Source organism: Neobacillus soli NBRC 102451 (assembly GCF_001591665.1).
Lineage (GTDB): Bacteria > Bacillota > Bacilli > Bacillales > Cytobacillaceae > Neobacillus > Neobacillus soli.
Window position 1 is genome coordinate 54606 of the sequence record NZ_BCVI01000013.1, and the last position, 18922, is coordinate 73527.

The window sequence follows — 18922 nt, forward strand, 5'->3', positions numbered from 1 at the left end:
CGGCTCAAGTTTATTCCTGTGCATTGAAGAGTTTTGCTTCCTCGATGGCAAAGGGAAGATAGTGTTTATACTTTTTAAAACCAATCCAAGTAAATACAGCACCATAAATAATAAATAAAGCGGCAACAATATAAGAGACTGTAGATTCTGAAATGAATATAAGGTGATTAATGCCAAATAAGCTGACAAAAAGGCCTAAAGCAATATTTGATTTAGCAGAAAGCCATTTCTTTTCTACTAAACGGTTGCTTCTGAAGTATTTTGTTTTATAAAATAAATAGAAAGCAAATAGCAGAGCAATTAAAACAACAAGTACTAACATAATATGTTCCTCCAGGTTTTGAAAATCTTCTTTATTTTAACGTGTTATTAAAAAAAAAGCCATAATTCGTTCTTTAATGATTTGATGGTAAAGGAGCAGTGTCCATGTTTGAACAAATTTTAGCAGCAATTGAACAATATGAAACCATCATTATCCATCGCCATGTCCGTCCTGACCCGGATGCCTATGGTTCGCAGGGGGGATTGGCAGCGATATTACAAGAGTCCTATCCGAACAAAAAGGTTTATGCAGTTGGTTTAGAGGAACCGACCCTTCATTACATGCGCAGACTTGATGTGATTGATGATGAAGTATATCAAGGGGCCTTGGTAATTGTATGTGATACGGCTAATGCGGAAAGAATTTGTGACAGCCGTTACTCACTGGGTGATCAATTGATAAAAATTGATCATCATCCAAACGAAGACCCGTATGGTGATTTATTGTGGGTCGACACCAATGCGAGCTCATGCAGCGAAATGATTTATGAATTTTATTTAAACGGAAAAGAAAGAGGATTGAAAATAAATGACGAAGCTGCAAGACTGTTATACGCCGGAATTGTCGGCGATACAGGAAGATTCCTTTTCCCAAGTACAACGGAAAAAACGTTTGCCTATGCAGGGGAATTAATCCACTATAATTTCTCACGTACAGAACTGTTTGATCGGATGTATGAATTGGATTCCCATATCATCAAATTAAACGGTTATATTCTCCAAAATTTCAAGCTTCAGCCAAATGGTGTTGCTTCTGTCCTGCTCACAAAGGAATTATTAACGGAATATGGGGCTAAACCATCAGAGGCATCGCTCCTTGTCGGCATATTGGGAAATGTAAAAGGAATTAAAGCATGGGTCTTTTTCATTGAGGAAGGCGATCAAATCCGGGTGCGGCTACGTTCGAAGGGTCCAGTCATCAATGGAGTTGCCAGAAAGTTCAATGGCGGAGGACATCCGCTTGCATCGGGTGCTTCAATCTATTCGTGGGACGAAGTGGACCATGTCTTAAAGGAACTTGATGAAGTCTGCGAAAATTATTCCAAATAGATTCTTTCTACAAAAAAAGGAACGGCTCGTTTTATCGCGCCGTTCCTTTTTATTATTCAAATTCTATATCTAACTGAATCGATAGGTTTGTATAAATAACCATTTCCTTCACCTTAAGCTTGTAGCGTTTTTCATTTAATTTTACTGGTTTGTTTTCAATGATCTTTTTAAGCAAATCCTTACTTTTATAAACAGTCTCTAGATCCTTGGCCAACATCATACTAATGTCATCTCGAACGGAGTCTTCTGTTTCAAGCACACTTAATGAATCCAGTTTATATTTTTCAGAGTTGATAATTTTTATATTAATTTTCTGGACAGTGAGCTGCTCAATGTTGCGCTTATTTATCTGCTTATATTCATCCTGCCAAATCTTTTTTTCTTCATTTAAGTCAATAATATCCTGCCTCTGTTTGCGAATCAATTCTGTATTTTCTTCCTGCCAGTCGCCGTAAATAAATAAAAACACACACCAGCTTAGGACCCCGCCAATCACCATTCCAGCAAAAAAACGCTGCCACGAGGGTCTCCGATAATAAGGGGGAATTCTCATGGTGAAATATGCTCCTGTGTCAACCAATTAATAATAAGTGCTCCTGTCTGGGCGCCTCCTAAAGCAGAAAGGATCAATAAAAATTGTTTGAAAATGTCCTTTGTTTCCGCGTTAAATAACCCTCTTTCAAATGTATACACCGCATCAAATGTCCCGCCAATTGCTGCTACGATGGCCCATATTCTTAAGGCAGATGACAAACGATAGACGGTGGTAAGCGGAGGTTGTCCCGTTAAGAATGATGCAATTCCCCCGATCAGTGAACCGCCAAGGACAACGCCTAAGGCAATAAAGTAACTTTCAATAAAAGCAGGAAAAAAACCAATTTCTTTCATTCCCTCAACCGCCCTCGCACATGATCAAATACCTCTATACTGATTTATATGGACAAAGCCTTTCGAATATGTTTTTTAAAATGAGAACATATTTTCTTTTTTCGTAAAAAGGTTCTATAATAGAGAAAGAGATTAAGTAATTAAGGGGGTGACAAAATGTCTTTTATTCACCTGCATGTATATAGTGCGTATAGCTTGTTGACGAGTACGGCGTCTGTCCAGGGATTAATAGAAAATGCAACTAAAAAGGGCTTTTCTGCTATCGCTTTAACGGACAGAAACGTGATGTACGGTACGATTGAGTTTTATAAATTGTGTAAGAAAAATAATCTGAAACCAATCATCGGGTTAACTGTGGATATTGAGAGTGATATCGCAGCAAACACGTCCTATCCACTTGTCTTACTCGCTGAAAACGATCTAGGATATAAAAATCTATTAAAGATCTCCAGTGCGGTTCAAACAAAAGTTGATAATGGTCTGCCGCTAAAATGGCTGAAACATTACGCTGAGGGTCTTATTGCAATCACTCCCGGGATTGAAGGGGAAATTGAGCAATCCCTCTTGAATGACAAAGAGGAATATGCCGGGGATTTAATCAGAAAACTAGATGATATTTTCGGGAGCGGTAATTTTTTTCTTTCGATTCAAAATCATCACCTTGAACAAGAATTACAACTAAATAAGCTGATGCACGCGATTTCACAAGAAATGACGATCCCTTTAATAGCCACAAACCGAGTGCATTATTTAGAAAAAGAAGATATGTTTGCTCAGGAATGTCTGCTAGCTATTAAAAATGGCGATAAATTGCAGGATGACCATAGAGAAAAGCTGGAAAGTGATCAATTCTATTTGAAAACAGCCGCGGAAATGACGGAAAGATTTTCTGAAGTTCCGGAAGCTTTGGAAAATACGCTCCGAATTGCCGAACGGTGCAATGTAAACATTGAACTAAATAAAACCTATCTGCCTGTCTTCCCGACTGAAAATGGAATCCCGGCAGAAGAATACCTCGAAGTTTTGTGTAAGAAGGGTTTAGACGAACGCTTTGGCGCGCCATCTGAGGAATATTTGGAACGTTTGTCTTATGAATTAGCAGTCATTAATCGAATGAAGTTTAGCAACTATTTTTTAATTGTCTGGGATTTTATGAGATATGCCCGCGAGCACGGAATTTTGACTGGACCAGGACGCGGGTCTGCTGCAGGGTCGCTTGTTGCCTATGTATTATATATTACCGAAGTGGATCCGATAAAGCATAATCTATTATTTGAGCGATTTCTAAATCCCGAGCGAATTTCGATGCCCGATATTGATATTGATTTTCCGGACCACCGTCGTGACGAAGTGATTGAATATGTCTTAGTGAAATACGGAGAACTGCATGTCGCCCAAATCGTTACGTTTGGAACGCTGGCCGCAAAAGCAGCCCTAAGGGATGTCGGCAGGGTATTCGGATTAAATTCAAAAGAACTGGAGCATTTATCCAGGCTTATCCCGTCTCGTTTAGGAGTCGACCTGCAAGCGGCCTATAAGGAATCTGAACCGCTAAGAAGGTTTATTAATGAGACCCCGCTGAACCAAAGGCTTTTTGAGACGGCTTTAAAATTAGAAGGTCTGCCGCGTCATACCTCGACACATGCAGCAGGTGTGGTTATTAGCGAAAAGCAGCTGATTGAATTAGTCCCGATTCAGCGCGGATCTAATCATGTGTTTTTAACGCAGTATTCGATGGAATATCTTGAAGAAATCGGGCTCTTGAAAATGGACTTTCTTGGCCTTAGAAACTTAACACTAATTGAATCGATTTTATCTTCGATTTATCGTAAAAGCGGTAAGAAAGTAAACATCGGCACGATTCCGTTAGAGGATTCTGACACTTTCAACTTGTTAGCAAAAGGAGAGACCACCGGTATATTTCAGCTTGAGTCAGAGGGGATGCGAAAGGTTTTAACCCGCCTAAAGCCAACACGTTTTGAGGATATCGTCGCTGTCAATGCACTGTACCGGCCCGGCCCAATGGAAAATATTCCACTCTTTATTGACCGAAAACACGGCAGAAAGAAAGTGGAATATCCACACCCGGATTTGCTGCCCATCCTTGAGAACACCTATGGGGTCATTGTCTACCAAGAACAAATTATCCAGATTGCTTCAAAAATGGCAGGCTTCTCTCTTGGAGAAGCCGATCTGTTAAGAAGAGCTGTTGGGAAAAAGAAAAAGGATATTCTTGATAAAGAGCGGAATCATTTTGTCCAGGGAGCTTTAAAAAAAGGCTATGAACAAACCCTTGCAAATGAAATTTATGATTTAATTGTCCGTTTTGCCAATTATGGTTTTAACCGGAGCCACGCCGTTGCCTACAGTATGATTGCTTATCAGCTGGGCTTTTTGAAGGCGAATTTTCCAACCTTTTTCATGGCGGGGTTACTTACTTCTGCGATTGGAAATGACACGAAAATAGCGCAATACATCATGGAAACAAAACAAAAGGAAATTGACGTCCTGCCCCCATCCATCAACAACAGTGGATACTCTTTTCAGGTGGAAGAAAAGGGTATCCGCTACAGTCTAGCTGCCATTAAAAGTGTTGGGGCAGCAGCATTAAAGGAAATCTTCCAAGCCAGGAAAAAGAAAAGGTTTGCTGACCTATTTGATTTTTGCATAAGGGTTTCCTCTAAAGCAATTAACCGAAAAACATTGGAATTTCTTGTTCACTCTGGATGTTTTGATGAATTTGGTGAAGATCGTGCCGTCTTGCTTGCCAGTTTGGATGTGGCAATCGAACATGCTCAGATATTTAAACCGGAGGATACAAGCCAGTCCGTCTTATTTGAGGATGAAATGATTCCAAAACCAAAATATGTTCAAGTTGACCCAATTAGTCAGGAAAATAAGCTGAAATTCGAAAAAGAGGCACTCGGCTTTTACCTCTCTGACCATCCAATTTCTATATATGAAAAGGAGCTCAAGCAACGGGGGGCACTAGCACTATTTGATAGAAAAAATAACCCAAAACGGATGGTGTCGGGAGTATATATTTCATTTCTGAAATCGATTCGCACCAAAAAAGGCGAATCGATGGCCTTTCTAACCGTTAGTGACTCAAGCGGAGAGATGGAAGCAGTTGCCTTTCCAACAGTTTACAAAAAATATGTGTCCCTATTAGGGCATGGGGAATTTGCGTTACTTGAAGGGAAATTGGAGGAACGCGACGGAAAGCCGCAATTAATCATTCAACAAGTTTTTGATTTAGAACAGTGGCTAGAATCAAAACCTGTGCAGCAGCCAATGTTATATTTGAAAATTGCCGGTGATAAACAGGACGAAAAATCGCTGCAGCAAATAAATCAGCTCCTTAAAGAAAATAGAGGTGAAGCCGGCGTGATTTTGCATTATGAAACAACCCGGAAAACCATCAGGCTTGGGGCTGAAAATAATACCAATCCAACCCCCGAATTACAGCAAATGTTAAGAAATATTCTTGGTTCTAAAAATGTGGTTCTGAAGGATTAATTCTTTACAACTAACGAAGATATGTTATAGTGATAATGAGACAAGTGTGGGTAGAACACCAATAATCGGACTACATATAGCGGGATATTTTTTAACTTTTTGTAAAAATATAAGGGGTGACATATATTGACTTTACGTGAAGAAGCATTGCATATGCATCGAATTAATAAAGGAAAATTAGAATCGAAATCAAAGGTTCCGGTCCGGAATGCCCATGATTTAAGTTTAGCCTATTCTCCAGGTGTGGCAGAGCCATGTAAAGAAATATATGAAAAGCCGGAAACGGTTTACGATTATACCATGAAGGGAAATATGGTAGCTATTGTATCCGATGGCACGGCTGTGTTAGGACTTGGCAATATTGGACCGGAAGCAGCACTTCCTGTAATGGAAGGAAAGGCCGTTCTTTTTAAAAGCTTTGCCGGTGTTGATGCGTTTCCCATCTGTTTAAACACGACAGACATAGACAAAATTGTTGAAACGGTAAAGTTACTTGAACCAACATTTGGTGGCGTAAATCTAGAAGATATCGCTGCTCCAAGTTGTTTTGTCATTGAAGAAAGATTGAAAAAAGAAGCAAATATTCCTATTTTTCATGATGATCAACATGGCACAGCTATTGTTACGGTAGCAGGTCTTGTCAACGCCCTTAAACTTGTTGGTAAAAAAATGACCGAAATAAAAGTGGTAGCAAGCGGTGCGGGTGCAGCCGGGATTGCAATCATTAAATTATTATATAGCTATGGTGTAAGAGATATCATTATGTGTGATACAAAAGGGGCGATTTACGAGGGTCGTCCGCATGGGATGAATGCGGTTAAGGCCGAAGTCGCCAAATTTACTAATCGAGACAGCGCAGAAGGCACTCTTGCAGATGTAATCAAAGGTGCCGATGTCTTTATTGGGGTTTCCGTTGCAGGGGCACTAACAAAAGAAATGGTGGAATCCATGAATCCGGATTCGATTATTTTTGCTATGGCTAATCCAGACCCTGAAATCATGCCGGACCTCGCAAAAGCAGCAGGAGCAAAAGTAGTTGGTACAGGCCGTTCTGACTTTCCTAACCAAGTAAACAATGTCCTTGCTTTTCCGGGCATTTTCCGTGGAGCTCTTGATGTTCGTGCCACACATATTAACGAAAAAATGAAAGTAGCTGCAGTGGAAGCTATTGCGGGTTTAATCAGTGAAGATGAGCTGAATGCTGATTATGTCATCCCAGCACCCTTTGACCCAAGAGTAGCTCCGAATGTCGCTGCCGCAGTGGCAAAGGCAGCTATGGAAACAGGGGTAGCCCGTATAAAAGTAGACCCGGAAGATGTTAAAGAAAAAACACAAAGGCTCGCTATTATTGGTAAAAGTGAGTGAAATAAGTGACAAATACAAAAGTATACTTAGAAATAGTAAAACAGCTAAGAGAAATGATTACTATTGATGGACTTAAGACTGGAGATAAGATTCCTTCTGAACGAGAATTGTCTGAGCGCCTGAATTTCGGGCGCTCTTCCGTTCGTGAAGCACTCAGAGCCTTGGAATTATTGGGCTTAATTGAAACCAGAAGGGGCGAAGGGACGTTTATCAGAGACTTTCGCGGTCACCAGCTGGTACAGCTTCTCAGTACCTTTATTTTGCAGGATGAAAGAGCAAAACGGGATGTTTTTGAAACAAAAAACTATCTTGAGATGGATTGTCTGCGATTAGCACTTAAAAAAATGAATGATCAAAATCATGCCAATTTAAAAGATTGGGTAGTGAAAACAGACAGCTTTACTGATGATGAGTTTTTTCAGCGGATTATCGGGACAGCGGATAACCATCTTTTCTTAAGAATTTGGATCATTTTAAAGGAATATTACTATTCATTAGAGGCTGAAGATATCGTGAATAAGCGTGAAGACTATCTACTTTTGTGCGAAGCTTTAGCTGAAAAAAGTGAAGAAAAAACAATTTCTGCGTATTGCAAACTCCGTAATTTGTCATTTTTTAACGACAAATACTAACAGATTTTGAACATTTTTTATTTTATAGTGGTAATAAAACAAGCCCAAAGATAAGGGCGTTTTTAATCATCTAGTGGTCTGACCACTTTTTGAAGGCAAGTCCGTATGAATTTTAGGTTGGAAAGAAAGACTTTTAAAAGGATTATATGGAGATACTTGCCAACCGGTGCTGCCGTTATACAAGGGAGGTTTAATTTTGGCGCTTAAAGATCTTTTTACAAAAAATCAACCAAAAAAGCGAAAATATGCAACAATTCCGACTGAAACTGCAAAAAATGATGTTCCTGAAGGAATAATGACAAAATGCCCTTCATGTAAGAAAATCATGTATACAAAGGAATTAGTGAAAAACTTAAAGGTATGCTTGCATTGCGGGCATCATTTTTCAATGAATTCAAAGGAAAGAATTGAAAGCTTCATTGATGAGGGCAGTTTTCAAGAATTCAATGAAAACATGGTCTCAGAGAATCCTCTCAATTTTCCAGAATACCTTGAGAAACTTGAAAAGGATCGACAGAAAAGTAAACTTAATGAAGCGGTTGTAACCGGAACAGGGACTGTAAATGGACATAGTATTGTTTTGGCCATTATGGATTCTACTTTTCGAATGGGAAGCATGGGTTCCGTTGTAGGAGAAAAAATTACCCAAGCCGTTGAAAAAGCGGATGAATTATCAGTCCCGTTTATTATTTTCACTGCTTCAGGTGGTGCAAGAATGCAGGAAGGCGCATTAAGCTTAATGCAAATGGCAAAAACAAGTGTGGCATTAAAGCGGTTCAGCAATAATGGCGGCTTATTTATTTCAATCATGACACACCCGACAACAGGCGGTGTATCCGCAAGCTTCGCATCATTAGGTGATTTCAATTTTGCTGAACCTGGAGCATTAATCGCGTTTGCCGGCCGCAGGGTAATTGAACAATCCATCCGTGAGGAATTGCCGGAGGATTTTCAAACAGCCGAGTTTCTTTTAAAACATGGGCAGCTCGATGCCATCATACCACGCCTTGATCTAATCGGAAAGATTACGACCATTCTAGAAATCCATCAACCGGTAGGTGAACAAATATGGTAGGAGAATTAGAATTTGAACGACCCGTATTGGAGTTAACAAAGAAAATCAATGAATTAAAAGAGTTTACGAAAACCGCAGATGTGGATTTAAGTTCAGAAATAAGCAAATTAGAGGCTAGGCTTGAAAAGCTTGAGCAAGATATTTATGAAAACATTAAGCCTTGGGATCGAGTACAAATTGCACGTCTTCCAAGTAGACCAACAACACTAGAATATATTTCGCAAATATTTGATGACTTTTTTGAATGTCACGGCGATAGAACCTTTGGTGATGATGAGGCTATTGTCGGCGGAATTGCTAAATATAGAGGCCTGCCTGTTACGGTTATTGGACACCAAAGGGGAAAAGACACGAAAGAAAATATTCGCAGAAACTTTGGCATGCCGCATCCGGAAGGCTACCGAAAAGCACTTCGCTTAATGAAACAGGCGGATAAATTTAAGCGTCCGATTATTTGTTTTATTGATACAAAAGGCGCTTATCCCGGGAAAGCGGCTGAAGAACGAGGCCAAAGTGAAGCGATTGCCCGCAATCTGCTTGAAATGGCGGGGCTAAAGGTTCCGGTGATATGTATCGTTATTGGTGAAGGCGGAAGCGGTGGTGCGCTGGCACTTGGAGTGGGGAACCGCATTTACATGCTGGAGAATTCAACCTACTCGGTCATTTCCCCTGAAGGAGCAGCAGCTATTTTGTGGAAAGACTCAGCATTAGCCAAAAATGCTGCAGAAACGATGAAAATTACTGCGCCTGATTTGAAAGAACTGGGCATCATTGATGCAATCATTCCGGAAATTAAGGGTGGAGCACATAAGGATGTACCAAAGCAGGCGGAAGCTATCGATAAAATACTTAAAGCATCACTCCAAGAGCTCCTAAAATTGTCCGAAGATGAATTAATAACGGATCGTTACAATCGTTTCAGGACCATCGGTGAGTACGGTTTAATCAATGATTTCATTGAAGTAAATTAAAATAAACGTGCTCATCCGGGCACGTTTTATTTTCGTTTTGTTCACAAATAGTTCACGGAAAATCTCCTGAAAAGACGCTGATGGCGCTTACAATGTTAAATAAAACGTTTGCAGTTAACTAACTATTCCGCCTATTCTAATTGCGAATACCATAAGGTTGTTATCGTCATTTCTACATGGTATTTTATAAATATTCGCAGGTTTTAAGTAAATAATAAAAGAAGTAAAATAGGAACAGAATGTTTATTTTTACCTTACTATTAAATGTATACATAGTTTTCTTATAAAATATGAGGTGATTGCGATGAAAAAAATAGGAGTGCTTACAAGTGGCGGGGATTCCCCGGGGATGAATCCTGCTATTCGAGCTGTTGTCCGTAAAGCAATTTTTCATAATGTTGAGGTTTATGGTATTTATGGCGGCTACACTGGACTTATGTGCGGAAATATAAAAAAGCTTGAACTTGGTTCTGTGGGTGATATTATTCACCGCGGGGGTACGATGCTTCAATCAGCCCGCTGTCCAGAATTTAAATCAAAAGAAGGCCAACAAAAAGGGATTGAGCAGCTTAAAGCACATGGCATCGAAGGGCTTGTTGTAATTGGCGGTGACGGTTCCTACCGCGGGGCAAAAGCTTTAACTGAACAAGGTTTTCCATGTGTTGGTGTACCGGGCACAATCGATAATGATATTCCCGGCACAGAGCGTACGATTGGTTTCGATACGGCTTTAAATACGGTCATAGGTGCTGTGGATAAGATCCGCGACACGGCCACATCACATGAAAGAACATTTGTTATTGAGGTAATGGGTCGCAACGCCGGTGATATTGCCCTATGGGCTGGACTTGCAGGCGGGGCTGAAACCATTTTAATTCCGGAAGAAAAGTATGATATAAACGACATTGCAGATCGCCTTCTTAAAGGAAAAGAGCGGGGGAAGAAACATAGTATTATTGTTGTCGCTGAAGGAGTTTGCAGCGGTTATGAGTTTGCAAAACAACTTGAAGAAGCAACAAGCTTTGATACAAGGGTTTCTGTCTTGGGTCATATTCAGCGTGGAGGTTCGCCAAGTGCTTCTGACCGAGTTCTTGCAAGCAGATTAGGAGCAAGGGCGGTGGAACTCCTTATTGAAGGAAAAGGCGGACGCGCAGTCGGAATGGAAAGAAATTGCCTTGTAGATTATGACATCATTGAGGCTTTGGGTAGAGAACACACATTAGATCTTGACATTTATAATTTATCACAGGAATTATCAATATAAGATTTGATCCACCAATGAGGAGGAAACAAGAATGTTACGAAAGACTAAAATTGTTTGTACAATAGGTCCAGCGAGTGAAAGCGTAGAAAAATTAACTGATTTAATCAATGCAGGCATGAATGTTGCCCGATTGAATTTTTCACATGGAGATTTTGTTGAACATGGTGCGCGGATTCAAAATATTCGCGAAGCGGCGGCTCTTACCGGAAAAACCGTGGCTATTCTGTTAGATACAAAAGGTCCGGAAATTCGGACGAACAATATGATTAACGGTGCGATTGAGCTTAAGGCAGGAGATAATATCATTGTATCAATGACAGAGGTAGAAGGAACAGCGCAGAAGTTTTCCGTTACATATCCGGGGTTAATTGAGGACGTACATGTAGGTTCTAAAATTCTACTAGATGATGGTTTAATTGGTCTTGAAGTAACTGAAGTGAATAAAACAGCAAATGAAATCCATACAAAGATTTTAAACAGCGGCACATTGAAAAATAAAAAAGGTGTAAACGTCCCTGGCGTTTCGGTTAATCTACCGGGTATTACCGAGAAGGATACACAGGATATTCTCTTTGGAATTGAACAAAACGTTGATTTTATTGCTGCTTCATTTGTACGCCGGGCAAAAGATGTGTTAGAAATCCGCCAGCTTTTAGAAGAAAGTAAAGCAACACATATCCACATTATTCCTAAGATTGAAAACCAGGAGGGCGTGGATAATATTGATGAAATCCTTGAAATCTCTGATGGTCTGATGGTTGCCCGCGGGGATTTAGGAGTTGAAATCCCAGCTGAAGAAGTACCGCTTGTTCAAAAAATGTTAATTAAGAAGTGTAATGCGCTTGGAAAACCGGTTATTACTGCTACGCAAATGCTTGATTCCATGCAGAGGAACCCAAGACCTACACGTGCGGAGGCCAGTGATGTCGCCAATGCCATTTTTGATGGTACAGACGCTATCATGCTTTCAGGTGAAACAGCGGCTGGCCTATATCCAGTGGAAGCAGTTCAAACCATGAACAATATTGCTTCAAGAGCAGAGACGGCCTTAGATCATAAAGAAATTTTATCAAGCCGGAGTAAAGATACTGAACACAATCTTACAGATGCGATTGGACAATCTGTTGCCCATACAGCTCTAAACCTAGAAGTAAGATCGATTATTACCCCAACGGAAAGTGGACATACAGCAAGGATGATTTCTAGGTATCGTCCGAAAGCAGCCATTGTTGCTGTGACAGCAAATGAACATGTTTGCCGTCGTCTGTCACTTGTCTGGGGGGTGTATCCACAGCATGGAAGAATGGCAACAACAACAGATGAAATGCTTGATATTGCAGTTGAAGAAAGTTTAAATAGCGGTATCGTTAAACGAGGTGATTTAGTAGTAATCACGGCAGGTGTCCCTGTTGGTGAAGCAGGTACTACGAATTTGATGAAGATTCATGTTGTCGGCGATATCATTACAAAAGCGCAGGGGATTGGCCGGAGGTCAGCTTTTGGTAAAGTGGTCCTTGCCCATGATGCCAAGGAAGCTTTAGAAAAAGTGAAGCCAGGTTCGATTCTTGTTACGCTCGGTTCCGATCGTGAAATGGTTCCAGCCATTGAAAAATGTGCGGCGCTTATTACTCAAGAAGGCGGATTAACGAGCCACGCGGCAGTAGTTGGCTTAAACCTAAGCATTCCAGTTATTGTCGGTGTAGATAATGCTCTAGGATTGTTTAAAGACGGCCAAGAGATAACAGTTGATGCGACACGAGGAGTTATTTATAACGGCCACGCAAGCGTGCTTTAAATTATATGAAAAAACGTCAGCTTTCCATTGCGGGAGCTGACGTTTTTTGTAAAGGCTCTATGCTTCCTTTCCCATAATGAATCCCCAAAGATCATGAAAGACATGGGCACGATAAAGGGTGCTAATAATAACAAGGGTGACAGGGCCGACAATTAATCCTAAAAAACCAATTAATTTAAATCCGACAAATAACGCAATCAAGGTTGCTAACGGATCCAAACCAATACTGGAAGACAAGATCTTTGGCTCCATAATTTGCCTTTGAACAAGGACAATTATATAAAGGACACCTAAACCAATAGCAAGGCCCATATCACCGCCGATAGCCGTATAAACAATCCATGGTACAAATACTAACCCTGTCCCAAGATAGGGAAGTAGGTCAACGATTCCCGTTACTAGTGCAATCGTTATCGCATAATCGACCCTTAGGATAAGCAAACCAATCAGAATAATTACAGTTGTAATCGAAATAAGCGTAAGCTGTGCCTTGAGAAAACCAAATAATGCCTTTTTCAAATCAATAAATACGGTTCTGCCGCTCCTTTTTGCTTTCTCTGGCAGGAGCTTGCCTCCCATGGCTGACAAGCGATACCAATCCTTACTAATAAAGAAGGTAGCCAATAGAGAAAATATCAGAACCGTCGCCGCATTTGGAAACCAGGATAGGATATTAGGAATATTTCCAAATAGATTTTTTATAAACGTACCAACCGTTGAGCCAATTTTTGTCCCTACGTTTTGAATATTTCCAATGATGGTATTCTGCTGACCAGTATCAAGCTTTTTAAATACACTTGTTAATTGATCATAAATTGGAAGGATCTGGGCTGTGAAGTACTCCTCAATATAGCCAATTAATGTATCCAGGTGTGCTGGCACAACATTAGCTAAATAGGCAGCACCAGAGACAAGCTCAGCTATTAACAGCGTTAGTAACCCTGCAAATAGGGCGAAAATAATAACAAGTGCTACCAAAACAGCAAGTACCCGAGGCATTTTCACCTTTTTTTCAAAAATATTTACAAGTGGATTTATCAAAAATGCAATAATAAGCCCAATTAAAAATGGATAGGTCACTTGTGACAAATGATAAAAAAGGTAAAGAAACAAAACAACGGCACCTACGACAATTAAAAAGCGGATTGTCCGGTATATATACTTTGGATTCAAAGCAGGCAAACCTCCTTTTTATATGTAAATTGGTAGTTTTAGTTTAACATTATCTGAGATGAACTGCATAATTTTCCAAAAAAACTTATCCTATTAAAAACATATTACAACACTATTGGTTAAAGGTTTTATAATAAATAACCATAAACCTTCATTGCCTCTTTTTTAAAATATTATGGTACGATAATATGACCGCGGGATAGTAACAATAATTGTTAAATGGTCACTTTTCTATTTTTATGGTGTATTGTGCGACCCGCTAATTTGCTTTGTTATCGCTTATAAAGTCATGAAGGTTTTTTCTATTTTCAGCCTTATTGTTTGTGAAATAATATTTTTTTGCATTTTTACCTCCTTTTCATTCCCAAAAATCTGATAATTGTTTATAATAGGCTTGTAAGCGTATCCTTTTTTACATAAACCATATATAAATGCTGAATTACTTGTAAAATAATTTATTTCTTGTAAAGGAAAGACATCCAAACGGCTTGCTCACATCCCGAGCAATCGCTCAGTTACCAGTAGAGTCAGGCCAACTACTAAAAAAGGAGTTTGTAATCGAATTGGTATATAATATTTTATGCCATTTCTTTCAATTAGACCGGAATAGATAAAAGTCTTCCGGTTGATTTTTCAAATAGTTACAAAATGGGGTAATGGGGAAATTTAGAAAGTGAAGGAGAGATTTATTATGACAGTAACACGAGGTCTTGAAGGGGTAGTGGCAACAACATCCTCCATCAGTTCAATTATTGATGACACGCTAACATACGCTGGCTACGACATTGATGATTTAGCCGTGAATGCAAGCTTTGAAGAGGTAATCTATTTATTATGGCACCGTAAATTGCCGAATGCCGAACAGTTAGCAGAATTGAAAAAAGAACTTGCTGAAAATTCAGCATTACCACAAGAAGTAATCGAACACTTTAAGCTGTTTCCAATGCAAAAAGTTCATCCAATGGCAGCACTTCGTACAGCTGTTTCTCTATTAGGAATCTATGATGACGAAGCTGATTTAATGGATACAGAGTCAAATTATAAAAAAGCAATTCGCCTTCAGGCAAAAATGCCAGCAATTGTAGCAACATTTGCGCGTGTGAGAAAAGGTCTTGAACCAGTCGCACCTAAACTGGATTTAAGCTTTGCCGCGAATTTCTTATACATGTTAACTGGCAAAGAACCAGAAGCAATTGCAGTGGAAGCGATTGATAAAGCGCTTGTATTACATGCTGATCATGAATTAAATGCATCTACATTTACAGCACGTGTTTGTGTAGCTACATTATCGGACGTTTATTCTGGAGTAACAGCGGCTATCGGTGCACTTAAAGGACCACTTCATGGCGGCGCGAATGAGGCCGTAATGAAAATGCTTACGGAAATTGGCACACTTGAAAATGTTGAGCCATATGTTCGTGAAAAACTAGAAAAGAAAGAAAAAATCATGGGCTTTGGACATCGGGTATACCGTCTAGGTGATCCTCGTGCCAAGCATTTAAAAGAAATGTCCAAAAAATTAACTGAATTAACTGGGGAACCACACTGGTATGATATGTCTGTGAAGATTGAAAACATTGTTACAGGCGAAAAGAAATTACCGCCAAACGTTGATTTCTTTTCTGCATCGGTTTATCACAGCTTAGGGGTTGACCACGATTTAATGACTCCAATCTTTGCAGTCAGCCGTGTATCTGGATGGCTTGCACATATTCTTGAGCAATATGAAAACAACCGTTTAATCCGTCCACGTGCGGAATATACTGGACCTGGAATGCAGAAATATATTCCAATTGAGCAAAGAGGCTAATATATTTACCCTTTTTCTGAAAAATAGGATAAAATGAAAAGGTTAGAGAGGCAACTCTCTAACCTTTGACCTAAGTCAACGGTGACATGCTTCAAAATTTTACTCAAGCTTTTTTACATAATAGGAGGGGAAACAACTATGCAAGGCGAAAAAATCACGGTTAAAGATGGAGTATTAAATGTACCAAACAATCCAATTATCCCATTTATTGAGGGTGACGGAATCGGGCCAGATATTTGGGCTGCGTCTGAAAGAGTTTTAAATGCAGCGGTTGAAAAAGCCTATAAAGGTGAACGTAAATTAGTATGGAAAGAAGTTTTAGCAGGAGAAAAAGCGTTTAATCAAACTGGTGAATGGCTCCCATCAGAAACACTTGATGAAATCAATGAATATTTGATTGCCATTAAAGGTCCATTAACCACTCCTGTTGGCGGCGGTATCCGTTCATTGAACGTAGCGTTGCGCCAGGAATTAGATTTATTTGTCTGCTTGCGCCCTGTAAGATGGTTTGAAGGTGTTCCTTCACCAGTTAAGCGTCCGCAAGATACAGATATGGTTATTTTCCGTGAAAACACAGAAGATATTTACGCTGGAATCGAGTATGAAAAAGGTACTGAGGCGGCTAAAAAGGTCATCGATTTCTTACAAAATGAAATGGGTGTTAAGAAAATCAGATTCCCTGAAACTTCTGGTATCGGCATTAAGCCAATTTCTGAAGAGGGAACAAGCCGTCTAGTGCGTGCTGCGATTAACTATGCAATTAAAGAAGGCCGTAAATCCCTTACCCTTGTGCATAAAGGTAATATCATGAAATTCACTGAAGGCGCGTTTAAAAACTGGGGTTATGAGCTTGCTGAAAAGGAATTTGGTGATAAAGTCTTTACATGGGCTCAATATGATCGCATCAAAGCTGAGCAAGGAACGGATGCAGCAAACAAAGCACAAACTGATGCAGAAGCTGCTGGAAAAATCATCGTGAAAGATGCCATTGCTGATATTTTCTTACAACAAATCCTTACTCGCCCACGTGAGTTTGATGTTGTGGCTACAATGAACTTAAACGGTGACTTCATTTCGGATGCACTTGCAGCGCAAGTTGGTGGTATCGGAATTGCTCCGGGAGCTAATATCAACTATGAAACAGGACATGCCATTTTTGAAGCAACACATGGTACTGCACCTAAGTATGCAGGTCTTGATAAAGTAAATCCATCATCTGTTATTTTATCAGGTGTATTAATGCTTGAGCACTTAGGTTGGACTGAGGCAGCAACTATGGTTATTAAATCAGTAGAAAAAACAATTGCATCTAAAGTTGTAACATATGATTTCGCGCGTTTAATGGATGGAGCAAAAGAGGTAAAAACTTCAGAATTTGCTGATGAATTAATCAAAAATATGGAGTAATTTAGGGTGTTTTTCGTAACCCTCTAAACATTATACGAAAAAGGGGAGAGTCACAAATGTCATTAAAACGTAAAAAGGTTTCTGTAATCGGCGGCGGATTTACTGGTGCTACAACTGCATTTCTACTAGCACAAAAAGAGCTTGGTGATGTCGTTCTAGTTGATATCCCGCAAATGGAAAACCCAACAAAAGGTAAAGCGCTAGATATGCTTGAAGCAAGTCCTGTTCAAGGATTTGATGCAAATATTACTGGTACTTCAAATTACGAAGATACCCAAGATTCGGATATTGTTGTGATCACTGCTGGTATTGCCCGTAAGCCAGGGATGAGCCGTGATGATTTAGTGCAAACAAACCAAAAAGTAATGAGAAGTGTTACACAGGAGATCGTGAAATATTCCCCGAACTGTACGATTCTTGTGTTAACAAATCCAGTTGATGCGATGACTTACACTGTATTCAAAGAATCAGGTTTCCCTAAGAATCGTGTCATCGGTCAATCAGGTGTGCTTGATACTGCTCGTTTCCGTACATTTGTGGCTCAAGAATTAAACCTTTCTGTTAAAGATGTGACTGGTTTTGTATTGGGTGGACATGGAGACGACATGGTTCCGCTTGTCCGTTATTCTTATGCTGGCGGCATTCCATTAGAAACGTTAATCCCTAAAGATCGCTTAGAAGCGATTGTTGCCCGTACGAGAACAGGCGGCGGTGAGATCGTAAACCTTCTTGGAAATGGAAGTGCTTATTATGCTCCTGCAGCATCACTTGTAGAAATGTGTGAGGCTATCCTTAAAGACCAACGTCGTGTGTTACCTTCGATTGCTTATCTTGAAGGTGAATTTGGCTATGAAGGCATCTACCTAGGTGTTCCAACCATCCTAGGTGCAGGTGGTATTGAAAAAATAATCGAACTAGAACTTACTGCTGATGAAAAAGCTGCATTGGACAAATCAGTTGAATCCGTTCGCAGTGTCATGGAAGTTTTAGCCTAATAGAAGTTGAAATTCGGGGCCTCTAGAAGAGGGGCCCCGGATTTTTTTCAAACCAATAATGAAATCGTTTACATTGGAGGGTGGAAGTAGATGCTTTTAGGAAAAAAACGAAAATTAGGCCGTAGGATTGAAGAAATAACTGTAGGTGAAAAATTATCCTTGACTGAAAAAATCGAAGACAAGGATATTCTGCTTTATTTAGGATTAACGGATGATGCCAACCCTCTCTACATACAGCATGACTATGCATCACAAACACCATTTGAAAAACCAATTGTTCCTAGTATTATGCTAACAGGCATGATTACCTCAGCCATATCAAAATATTTACCGGGACCAGGAAGTCATATCATTAGCCACGAAATTGAGTTCCCTAAGCCTGTCTATCATTACGGAACGGTTGAGTTTCTGTTCGAAGTGGTCGAGGTAAAGAGTGAGGAGCATACAGTGGTCATTAAAGTGGTTGGAACGAATGAAAAAAAAGTTAGTGTGATTAATGGGAAGGTCAAAGTTTGCCCGCCGCACCGATTGGAAGAGATTCATGGGAAGGCTTTGGAGAATTTTTAAAAAAGTATTGCTTTCATAAAGCCCGAAGAGAGGGAAAATGCCTGAGAACGGTCGATAAGAGCGTTTCATAAAGCCCGAAGAGAGGGCAAA

The 18922-nt window shown here is 39.9% G+C and carries 16 protein-coding genes; 12 read left to right on the forward strand and 4 right to left on the reverse strand.

What is annotated here, in order from left to right; translation table 11 throughout:
- Positions 1-10: 10 nt before the first annotated feature.
- Positions 11-322: a YtpI family protein gene (locus BSO02S_RS05205; RefSeq protein WP_066063522.1), complete on the reverse strand. Its 312-nt coding sequence runs from the start codon at positions 320-322 to the stop codon at positions 11-13.
- 104 nt (positions 323-426) lie between these two features.
- Between BSO02S_RS05205 and BSO02S_RS05210 the strand changes: the two genes are divergently transcribed.
- On the forward strand, positions 427-1371 hold the full coding sequence (locus tag BSO02S_RS05210) for a DHH family phosphoesterase (RefSeq protein WP_066063524.1): 945 nt from the start codon (positions 427-429) through the stop codon (positions 1369-1371).
- Between the two features lie 52 nt (positions 1372-1423).
- Here the strand turns inward: BSO02S_RS05210 and ytrI are convergent, their stop codons facing one another.
- Positions 1424-1924 (reverse strand): sporulation membrane protein YtrI, encoded by a 501-nt coding sequence (gene ytrI / locus BSO02S_RS05215; RefSeq protein ID WP_066063526.1) that lies wholly within the window; start codon positions 1922-1924, stop codon positions 1424-1426.
- Positions 1921-2259 (reverse strand): sporulation membrane protein YtrH, encoded by a 339-nt coding sequence (gene ytrH, locus BSO02S_RS05220; protein ID WP_066063531.1) that lies wholly within the window; start codon positions 2257-2259, stop codon positions 1921-1923. The genes ytrI and ytrH overlap by 4 nt, the downstream gene beginning before the upstream one ends.
- Before the next feature lie 156 nt (positions 2260-2415).
- Here ytrH and dnaE point away from each other — a divergent pair, with 156 nt between their 5' ends.
- The 7 genes from dnaE to pyk all read left to right on the forward strand — a co-directional run bounded on the left by dnaE (position 2416) and on the right by pyk (position 12880).
- The gene (dnaE, locus tag BSO02S_RS05225; protein ID WP_066063534.1) at positions 2416-5778 is read left to right on the forward strand and encodes a DNA polymerase III subunit alpha; all 3363 of its coding nucleotides are present in this window, start codon (positions 2416-2418) and stop codon (positions 5776-5778) included.
- Between the two features lie 126 nt (positions 5779-5904).
- Positions 5905-7143, forward strand: coding sequence for an NADP-dependent malic enzyme (gene ystJ, locus BSO02S_RS05230; RefSeq protein WP_066063536.1), 1239 nt, complete (start codon positions 5905-5907; stop codon positions 7141-7143).
- A 5-nt stretch (positions 7144-7148) separates the two neighbouring features.
- Positions 7149-7775 (forward strand): FadR/GntR family transcriptional regulator, encoded by a 627-nt coding sequence (locus tag BSO02S_RS05235; protein WP_342351983.1) that lies wholly within the window; start codon positions 7149-7151, stop codon positions 7773-7775.
- Positions 7776-7971: 196 nt separating this feature from the next.
- Entirely contained in the window at positions 7972-8850 is an 879-nt protein-coding gene (accD, locus tag BSO02S_RS05240) for an acetyl-CoA carboxylase, carboxyltransferase subunit beta (RefSeq protein ID WP_066063540.1), read from the forward strand.
- On the forward strand, positions 8844-9821 hold the full coding sequence (gene accA, locus BSO02S_RS05245; protein WP_066063542.1) for an acetyl-CoA carboxylase carboxyl transferase subunit alpha: 978 nt from the start codon (positions 8844-8846) through the stop codon (positions 9819-9821). Before accD ends, accA begins: the two co-directional genes overlap by 7 nt.
- 304 nt (positions 9822-10125) lie before the next feature.
- Positions 10126-11085, forward strand: coding sequence for a 6-phosphofructokinase (gene pfkA / locus BSO02S_RS05250; RefSeq protein WP_066063546.1), 960 nt, complete (start codon positions 10126-10128; stop codon positions 11083-11085).
- A gap of 31 nt (positions 11086-11116) precedes the next feature.
- Positions 11117-12880 (forward strand): pyruvate kinase, encoded by a 1764-nt coding sequence (gene pyk, locus BSO02S_RS05255; protein WP_066063549.1) that lies wholly within the window; start codon positions 11117-11119, stop codon positions 12878-12880.
- 57 nt (positions 12881-12937) lie between these two features.
- Here the strand turns inward: pyk and ytvI are convergent, their stop codons facing one another.
- Entirely contained in the window at positions 12938-14053 is a 1116-nt protein-coding gene (gene ytvI, locus BSO02S_RS05260; protein ID WP_066063551.1) for a sporulation integral membrane protein YtvI, read from the reverse strand.
- 691 nt (positions 14054-14744) lie between these two features.
- On the opposite strand from ytvI, the gene citZ reads away from it, so the two are divergent.
- The 4 genes from citZ (at position 14745) to BSO02S_RS05285 (ending at position 18832) form a co-directional block, all read left to right on the forward strand.
- Positions 14745-15863 carry a citrate synthase gene (gene citZ / locus BSO02S_RS05270; protein ID WP_066063556.1) on the forward strand — a complete coding sequence of 373 codons (1119 nt, stop codon included), beginning with the start codon at positions 14745-14747 and terminating at the stop codon, positions 15861-15863.
- 138 nt (positions 15864-16001) lie between these two features.
- Positions 16002-17270 (forward strand): NADP-dependent isocitrate dehydrogenase, encoded by a 1269-nt coding sequence (icd, locus tag BSO02S_RS05275; protein ID WP_066063558.1) that lies wholly within the window; start codon positions 16002-16004, stop codon positions 17268-17270.
- Positions 17271-17326: 56 nt separating this feature from the next.
- Positions 17327-18265 (forward strand): malate dehydrogenase, encoded by a 939-nt coding sequence (gene mdh / locus BSO02S_RS05280; RefSeq protein ID WP_066063559.1) that lies wholly within the window; start codon positions 17327-17329, stop codon positions 18263-18265.
- Positions 18266-18355: 90 nt separating this feature from the next.
- Positions 18356-18832 carry a MaoC/PaaZ C-terminal domain-containing protein gene (locus BSO02S_RS05285; protein WP_066063562.1) on the forward strand — a complete coding sequence of 159 codons (477 nt, stop codon included), beginning with the start codon at positions 18356-18358 and terminating at the stop codon, positions 18830-18832.
- Positions 18833-18922 lie beyond the last annotated feature (90 nt).